This is a genomic window from Barnesiella sp. CU968 (assembly GCF_905219685.1).
Classification (GTDB): domain Bacteria; phylum Bacteroidota; class Bacteroidia; order Bacteroidales; family Muribaculaceae; genus Lepagella; species Lepagella muris_A.
Genome location: NZ_CAJMXD010000186.1, coordinates 1 through 5,725 on the forward strand (window position 1 = coordinate 1; position 5,725 = coordinate 5,725).

A 5,725-nucleotide genomic window follows, 5' to 3' on the forward strand; every position below is an offset into this window, starting at 1 on the left:
ATATCGGGAGAAGCGTTCGAACTTGCCGTCGCAATCGAGCCATACACCATCCTGAGTCGGGACAAAATGCACCGAGGCAAGCCTGTAATCGAGCTGCATATTTTGGAAATAGTCGATATGCGGACCGAAATCATGACTGATATAATCTATTTCAAGAGAAGACAGTATTTTCATGCTGCCGTCATATCTGTCTTTAAGTTCAGCAGCCTTTTCAAGATATGTCCCGATATCTCCGGACTTCATGTTGCACGGGGAGTCGAGACAAATGGGGGAATGCGGGGTGAACCCCCAGATTTCGAAGCCATCGCCGGCTGCGGCTTCCGCCATTGTCGCCATGGGGGCGTGGCCGTCGCAAAATTCGGTATGAGAATGGAAATTATATCTGTTTGTATTTTTGATTGATTCTGTTATGTCGGTGACATCCATGGTTATTCGGCAACTTTAGTAGGTAATGAAAGCCTCTTGTCTGAATTGAGGCGAAGGAAACGTGCGAACAGCACAAGCAAGAGCAGTGTCACGCCCAGTCCTGCGGCAAGGGCCCACTCATAGGCGATGCTGACTCCGAAAAGACGGTCAGTCAATGCACCAAAGCCTTCAGGGGCGAAGAATATATAGGTTACAGTCACAGCAGTCATGAATAGAGCCGGAACAAGCGTAATGACATACAACTTGTGCTTGCGCGCAAGATAGACCGAGAGTGCCCACAGGGTGAAGACCGCCAGCACCTGATTGCACCATGCGAAATATCTCCACAATGCCTCGTAGGGGAGCATCATTATGATGAAGCAGACTCCGAAAATAGGCAGTGAGATCATGAGCCTCTTTGTTATCTTGCGTTGCTTCACGCCCATGAAATCAGCTGCTATAAGCCTTGCGGAGCGAAGGGCGGTGTCGCCCGATGTTATCGGGGCGGCTATTACTCCGAGCACGGCAAGTATTCCTCCGACTGTGCCGAGCCACGATTTCGACACATCGTTGACCAATATTGCCGGACTGCCGTTGCCAAGGAAACTCTGCAGACCGTCGTAACCGCCGGTGAAAGTGATTGCAGCGGCAGCCCATATGAGAGCAACGACGCCCTCTGTCACCATAGCGCCGTAAAACACGGGACGCGCATGTTTCTCGTTTTTCAGACAACGTGCCATCATCGGCGACTGGGTGGCGTGAAATCCGGAGATCGCACCGCACGCTATAGATACGAACATCATCGGGAATATGGGACTCGCCTCAGGATTTGCCTTATGGTTGTAAAATTCGCTCCATATTTCGGGCATTGAAGATGAGTGTGCATAAAGTGCAGCCAATATTCCAACAGCCATGAAAAGCAGGGCAAATCCGAATACCGGATAGAGTTTCCCTATAAGTTTGTCAATCGGCAGGAGAGTGGCAAGCATGTAATATGCGAAAATAGCAATTATCCAGAAAAGTCGGTCGAGACTTTCAGGTGTCATCATGGCAAGCAGGTCGGCGGGATTATATACGAACACCGCCCCTACAAGAATCATAAGCAGCAGCGAGAAACCGCGCATGGTGTTCTTTATTCCGTTTCCAAGCTGTTTTCCTACAATTTCCGGCAGCGATGCGCCATTGTCTCGCACTGACAGCATACCCGAAAGATAGTCGTGAACGGCACCGGCGAAAATGGTGCCGAAAACAATCCATAGAAAAGCAGCCGGACCGAACATCACACCCATTATCGCGCCGAATATGGGACCGAGCCCCGCTATGTTCAGAAACTGGATGAGGAAAACCTTCCATGTAGGCAGTTCCACGAAATCCACTCCGTCAGCGTGTTGCTTTACCGGAGTGGGGCGAGCGGGATCCTGTCCGAAAACTTTTGATACGAATCTGCCGTATGTGAAGTATCCTGCTATAAGTATGATGAGTGCTATGGAAAACGAAAGCATAACTTTTCTTTGTTAGTCGGAAATTGGTCATGTGGCAATATCGCGGTTCTGCTATCTGCCTTCTTCAGTGCGGTAGACATCGCTGCGAAGCTTGCGCAGAGCCTCGCGGTCTTTCTCAGTTTCGTTCTCAAGAGAGCGTATCTGCGCTTTCATCGAACTTCCTTTGTTTATCGAAAACTTACGACGCATTTCGGCAAGTCTGGCAAGTTTATCGTTAAAAGACTTTTCTGCCGCGAGATATTTCTTCATCATTGTCTTTCCACCCGGAGTGCGGAAGTCATCGAGCGTGGTGTATGTGACACCTCCCTTCATCGGGAATATGAAATCCACCTGTTTTTTTATAGGCTCCGGGGTTATTGCCATGATTCCTTCAAGGAGAGGGGTGTAGTCATCCTCGCCCCATGTCGCCTTGTAGTCGCGGATGAATGCGAAATCCGGTATGTTCTCTGTCTCCTCGGCATTGTAATTCCTGCGCAGGTCATTGACCTTGAAAAGATACACTGTAAGCAAGTCGCCGAGCTGATTGCGGTCGGTCGCCCACCATCCCACGCCGTTGAGTTCATCAATGGCGAGCAGATAGTCATCATAAGGGGAGTTGTAAGGCATGCCTATGTTTTGCGGCTGGAGGTATTCGCCGTCGGCGGCGTCGCGTGTTGCGACGAATATGTCATATCCGCCGAGCGATTCACCGTTGTCTGACGCGAAATAGAGAGTCACGCCGTCAGACATCATGAAGGGATAGATCGCGTTGCCGCCGTTGTTGAGTACATCGGGAGTCTCGGAGGGTTCGTGCCATGAGCCGTCTGTGAGTCTGATCGATTCCACGATTCTGTACGTTCCCGTCGAGTCCGGCTGCGCCCACATCTTGAAATCATTCCCTTCGTTTGTGAAAACATAATCCGCATCCGTATTCTCGAAAGGAACCGCATCCGAATTGCCGAGATTACCGGCAGAAAACGGCAGCTTGTAAGCTTTGAAGAAGTCGGTTTTGGGCACGGTGATACTGTCGAGAATCACCAGTTTTTCCACTCGTTCAAGGAAATTCTCCGCCTTCATCAGTTCCCTTTCCTGCTCTTCCAGCTCGGCGGGGATTTTCTTTCTCGCTTTTTTTCGGGCGGTGGCATAATGACGCGCCGCACCTTTGAAGTCATAGCTCATGAAAGCCGCGCGCCCCTCGGCAAGCGATTCCTCCACTGTCTGAGCCGGAGCGGTTGACACACCGGCGGCAAACAACAAGGCGACCGGTAAATATTTAAAACAATTCATTGATGTCGCAGTTTGGGTGAATTATACAGCTGTTCCGCTGCACCAGCAGCCGTTTCCGAGTCTGCGGCAAGGCGGTATAGCCAATGGCAAAATTAATCAAATTATTTCATACAGACAACAGCAATATAAATAAGAACGGGTGCACAACTGAAATAAAAATGAGCATTTTTAAGAATTTTTTATTAACTTTGTCGCCAAATGTGGAATTTCGAGAACTTAGAATAATCAACAGACAAAATATATACAAATTATGAGTTTGAACATCATTGTATTGGCCAAGCAGGTGCCCGACACCCGCAATGTCGGCAAGGATGCGATGAAGGAAGACGGCACAATCAACCGTGCGGTGCTTCCAGCGATCTTCAATCCCGAGGATCTCAACGCTCTTGAGCAGGCCCTTAAGTTGAAAGAGATGTATCCCGGCACTACGGTGACATTGCTCACCATGGGTCCGGCGCGTGCCGCGGAGGTGATCCGTGAAGGTCTTTATCGCGGTGCTGACCGTGGCATAGTGCTTTCAGACCGTGCTTTCGCCGGTGCCGACACACTCGCGACATCATATGCTTTGAATGCAGCAGTGCGCAAAATAGGGAATTATGACCTCATCATCGGCGGACGTCAGGCAATCGACGGCGATACAGCCCAGGTGGGACCGCAGATCGCGGAGAAACTGAAACTTCCTCAGGTGACATACGCCGAGGAGATCATCGAGGTCAAAGACGGCAAGGTTGTAGTGAAGCGTCGCCTTGAAGGTGGGGTGGAGACAGTCAAGGCACCTCTCCCTCTCGTGATTACCGTCAACGGTTCTGCCGACGAATGCCGCCCTCGCAACGCACGCAATGTTCAGAAGTATAAATATGCCGCAGTGCCTTCAGAAATAGCAAATGATGAAGAGAGGAAGGCGTTCGTTGCAGCGCGTCCTTATCTTGAGATAGGGGAATGGACAGCAGCTACTGTCGAGGCTGATCTCGCACAGTGCGGTCTTGCCGGTTCTCCGACAAAGGTGAAAGGTATAGAGAACGTTGTTTTCACCGCTAAGGATGCACGTCGCATTGAGAACAATGACGAGGAACTTGAAGGCCTCATCAAAGAATTAATCGCTAACCACACTATCGGCTAAACATTATGGCAACAGACAAGAATAATTTGATCGTATATTGCGAATATGAGGATGGTAAGGTTGCTGATGTCAGCCTTGAACTCCTCACCAAAGGTCGCACGCTTGCCGATAAGCTCGGCATCAAACTTGAGGCTGTAGTGGCAGGCGACAAACTGAAAGATATCGAGAAACAGATCTTCCCTTATGGCGTTGACCGCATATATAAAGTGGAGGATCATCGTCTTTATCCTTATACATCGCTTCCTCATAGTTCGATCCTTATAAACTTATTTAAGGAGATTGAGCCTCGTATCGCCTTTATGGGTGCTACGGCAATAGGGCGTGACCTCGGTCCCCGCGTGTCGTCAGCTCTTCACAGCGGTCTGACAGCGGACTGCACCGCGCTTGAGATCGGTGACCACAAGGATGCCAAGACAGGAACCGAGTACAAGGATCTTCTCCTTCAGATTCGTCCTGCTTTCGGAGGCAACATTGTGGCGACTATCGTCAATCCCGACTGCCGTCCGCNGATGGCGACAGTGCGCGAGGGTGTGATGAAGAAGGAAGTCAAGGATTCCAACTATACAGGCGAGGTCATAGATCTTGACGTGAACAAATATACTTCACCCGAAGATTATGTGGTTGAGGTGATTGACCGTCATATCGAGAAATCCAAAGTCAACCTCAAGGGTGCTCCCGTTGTGGTTGCCGGCGGTTACGGTGTGGGCAGCAAGGAGAATTTCGAGCTGCTTGCCAAGCTCGCCGATGTGCTGGGCGGAGAAGTCGGCGCCAGCCGTGCTGCTGTGGATGCCGGATGGGTTGACCATGACCGTCAGATCGGACAGACCGGTGTGACAGTTCGTCCCAAACTTTATATCGCCTGCGGAATCTCCGGTCAGATCCAGCATATCGCCGGAATGCAGGACAGCTCGATCATCATTTCCATCAACTCCGATCCCGAGGCTCCGATCAATACGATCGCCGATTACGTGATCACAGGCAAGATGGAGGATGTCGTTCCCAAATTAATCAAATATTACAAAAAGAATTCCAAGTAAACAAGATGGCTAATTTCTATACAGATAACGAGGCTCTGAAACTTCACCTCAATCATCCGATGATGAAGAAGATTGTGGAGCTCAAGGAGAGAAACTTCGCCGATGCGGACAAATTCGACTACGCACCACAGAATTTCGAGGACGCTATGGACAGCTATGACCGCGTGCTCGATATCGTGGGTGAGATCTGCGGCGACATCATCGCCGAGAACGCAGAGGATGTGGATCACAACGGTCCCCGCGTGGAGAATAGCCGCGTGATATATGCCGATGGCACGAAGAAGAATCTTGACGCTTGCCGCAAGGCGGGTCTGATGGGCATGTCGATGCCCCGCCGTCTCGGTGGTCTGAACTTCCCGATCACTCCCTACATCATGGCTGCCGACATGGTGAGC

5 protein-coding genes and 1 pseudogene are annotated in these 5,725 nt (G+C 50.5%); 3 read left to right on the top strand and 3 right to left on the bottom strand.

The annotated features are described in order from the left end of the window. The 3 genes from JX312_RS08240 to JX312_RS08250 form a co-directional block, all read right to left on the bottom strand. A partial coding sequence (locus tag JX312_RS08240) for a PHP domain-containing protein (RefSeq protein WP_204457669.1) occupies positions 1–426 on the bottom strand: 426 nt, incomplete at its 3' end. A gap of 2 nt (positions 427–428) precedes the next feature. Beyond that, on the bottom strand, positions 429–1,907 hold the full coding sequence (locus JX312_RS08245; protein ID WP_204457670.1) for a carbon starvation protein A: 1,479 nt from the start codon (positions 1,905–1,907) through the stop codon (positions 429–431). A gap of 51 nt (positions 1,908–1,958) precedes the next feature. Then, positions 1,959–3,173: a PD40 domain-containing protein gene (locus JX312_RS08250; protein WP_123405698.1), complete on the bottom strand. Its 1,215-nt coding sequence runs from the start codon at positions 3,171–3,173 to the stop codon at positions 1,959–1,961. Positions 3,174–3,423: 250 nt separating this feature from the next. Between JX312_RS08250 and JX312_RS08255 the strand changes: the two genes are divergently transcribed. The 3 genes and pseudogenes from JX312_RS08255 to JX312_RS08265 form a co-directional block, all read left to right on the top strand. Then, positions 3,424–4,293, top strand: a complete 870-nt coding sequence (locus JX312_RS08255; protein WP_123405699.1) for an electron transfer flavoprotein subunit beta/FixA family protein — start codon at positions 3,424–3,426, stop codon at positions 4,291–4,293. 5 nt (positions 4,294–4,298) lie between these two features. Next, complete coding sequence (locus JX312_RS08260) at positions 4,299–5,330, top strand: electron transfer flavoprotein subunit alpha/FixB family protein (RefSeq protein WP_204457671.1); 1,032 nt, start codon at positions 4,299–4,301, stop codon at positions 5,328–5,330. 5 nt (positions 5,331–5,335) lie between these two features. Further along, a pseudogene (locus tag JX312_RS08265) lies at positions 5,336–5,725 on the top strand (acyl-CoA dehydrogenase); the annotation flags it as partial.